This is a genomic window from Chamaesiphon sp. OTE_75_metabat_556 (genome assembly GCF_031378165.1).
Taxonomy (GTDB): domain Bacteria; phylum Cyanobacteriota; class Cyanobacteriia; order Cyanobacteriales; family Chamaesiphonaceae; genus Chamaesiphon.
Genome location: NZ_JANNDR010000591.1, coordinates 1 through 2478, shown reverse-complemented (window position 1 = coordinate 2478; position 2478 = coordinate 1). Strand labels below are relative to the sequence as shown.

At 40.3% G+C, this 2478-nt stretch carries 2 protein-coding genes; both read left to right on the top strand.

What is annotated here, in order from left to right:
- On the top strand, positions 1-1125 hold a 1125-nt coding region (locus tag RMO27_RS23540; RefSeq protein WP_309736983.1), incomplete at its 5' end, for an RHS repeat-associated core domain-containing protein.
- A 14-nt stretch (positions 1126-1139) separates the two neighbouring features.
- Positions 1140-1985 carry a hypothetical protein gene (locus RMO27_RS23535; protein ID WP_309736981.1) on the top strand — a complete coding sequence of 282 codons (846 nt, stop codon included), beginning with the start codon at positions 1140-1142 and terminating at the stop codon, positions 1983-1985.
- Positions 1986-2478: the final 493 nt, after the last annotated feature.

Sequence of the window (2478 nt, the reverse complement as noted above, 5' to 3'; positions counted from 1 at the left end):
CAGACTAGTTCGATCGAGCTGAAGTTTGCTTATACAGGCAGAGAATGGGATGGTGAGACTGGGCAGTATTACTATCGTGCTCGGTATTATGATGCTGCTGTAGGTCGATTTATTAGTGAAGACCCGATCGGCTTTAATGCTAGTGATGGAAATTTGAGTAGATATGTAGGTAATAGTACTACTAATTTCATAGATCCTAGTGGATATGCTCCTGTTTTAGATCGACCACCAGTCACAACGCCGATTACACCGACTGTTAGCGGGGCACAAAGTTTTGGTAGCAAGGCTCTGAATTTTGGTGGCAAAGTCTTAAACTTAGGATCAAAATTATTACGTGTTGGAGGACCAGTTCTTGATATCTTGCTCAATCCCTCTCCAGTATCTGATGGAACTATCCGCCGATCACCAAAGCCAACGGCACTAAAGGGACCAACGGCACCAGAAAAATATGGACCACCTGAGCCGTCAATACCGATCGAGAAAATGACCGAACGAGAAGTTCAAAGAATGCTCGATAAACGCTTCCAAGACATTCAACGAAATAATCCTAAACATCAAGATCCGAAACGGGTGGTTATAACGAAAACAATAGTAGTTACTGAAGAGCAACTTGAGGCTGAAAGAACGGAATCACCAGATCCCAATTGTCCAGAAGCTAAGCGAAGAGAAGAATGCAAAAAGCAGGGTCGCCGTATTTTATACCGAGGAGATAGTAGATCACCCAATGATGATAATATCTTTTTTGATGGTTTCAAGGTAGATCCAGAAAATACAATGGACGATTTTGTAAGACATGTAAATGAAAACCCAGCCAACACCATATTTATTTCAACATCACAAAAAGAATCTGTTGCAATTGAGTTTGCTGTTGATCGTGGCAAACGCAATGGATATCTCTATGAAATCTGTGATCCTGGCAATGGAAGAAGTGCTCAAAAAGAGGTGTATAATCGACGTGAATACAAAGGCCGTCATGAATTCAGAGACCAGGCAGAAATCGCCTTTGAATATGAAATCCCTGGAAGATATATAATCAAGTCTACTTATTACAGCAGAAACCGAAAGCCAGGATCTAACATTCTAAATCCCGGTTATAATCCTTATCCTTATCCCTATATTCGTTAAGACAGTAATAAGCAATGAATATCCAAAATCAGAGAGTAAAAATCCAAAACGAGAAGGGATTTGTGTTTGATGCAGAAGTGAGATACTATCGAGCCGATTCAATTATACGAAAATGGGCACTTGAGTTTACATCGTCCATTACCAGAGAACTTTTCTTTATGGAAGGAGACGTATTTAGATGCTTAACTCAGCTACGATTAGAACTTGCTAAAGATGGTTACAAGATATTATGTGCTGGAGCTAGAATTGATGTGTATCCATCTGGAATGTCTAGAGATATGGGAGGTGGCGTAGTGGCGAATGTATTGAGTTCAAAAGCCGAGAAGACAGATTTAGATCCCACGGTCGAGGGAGAGAATGCGGAGCTTGTCCACATATTTGACTATGCTGAGCCAGATTTGATTGTATCTGTCGAGGAACAGTTTAATTATTTTACATCTGGATTTTCTTATAGCTATGAATTGATGATTCTACATAGTAGCACTTCTATCATTGAAGGTACGATTAGTGGGAACACATTTTTAGAGCGAAATAGAATTGAATTCACATCACCTGTTACGCCAAAATATAATATTTTGGGCAAAAACAAATTTGAATGTTTGCTTGATCTCCGCAAGGAACTGGAAAAATTTGGCTATCGTCCACTTTGTAACGGAGCCAGGTTTGATGCTTATCCTTTGCCTAGTGATCTAAAAACCTATAATGGAGATTTCTTGCATATTCTCACACTAGGTCAAGAGCCAAATGAAGAAGACCAGGTAGAAACTTTTGAATATGCAGAACCAGATTTAATAACATCTATAGCAGAGCAGCGTAAATATTATGAATCTTGGCTTGAGTCCGTTAAGCCTGTAAAATAGGGGGTTAAGGAGGTCGAGTATCATAGTATCATTGGAATGAAAAAGTGAGTTAAGGATTCAAAAGCAGCCGGAAACTCCCTTCACAAACTATTCTAATGCCAAAAATGTACAAGTACGCTTTAAAGCCATGCCAGAAGTAGCTTTCAGCTATTGAATGTATCTACTTTCATTGTGTCTTGATCGTGCGAAATTCAGGTACGACAACGATTCGTTTGATTTGGTATCATGACGTGCCTTGAACCTTTACACAGCAATACTTTAGAAGATCCATTTCCCAAAGAGTCATGAACCATTTTACCACTTCTTTTTCACCAAAGTTGCAGGAGCAGCTTTAATCTGGGGAACCGTGTTAGCTCAACCAACAGCTAGCAATGACACGATCCCTCGACCTCAACTTCCAAAGCCTCAGCCTCAGAACACACCTACCACAAGTACAGAAGCCTATGGCCCACGTGAGACTCTAAGTCCTGCAGAATCGCAACGTTGGCGAGAA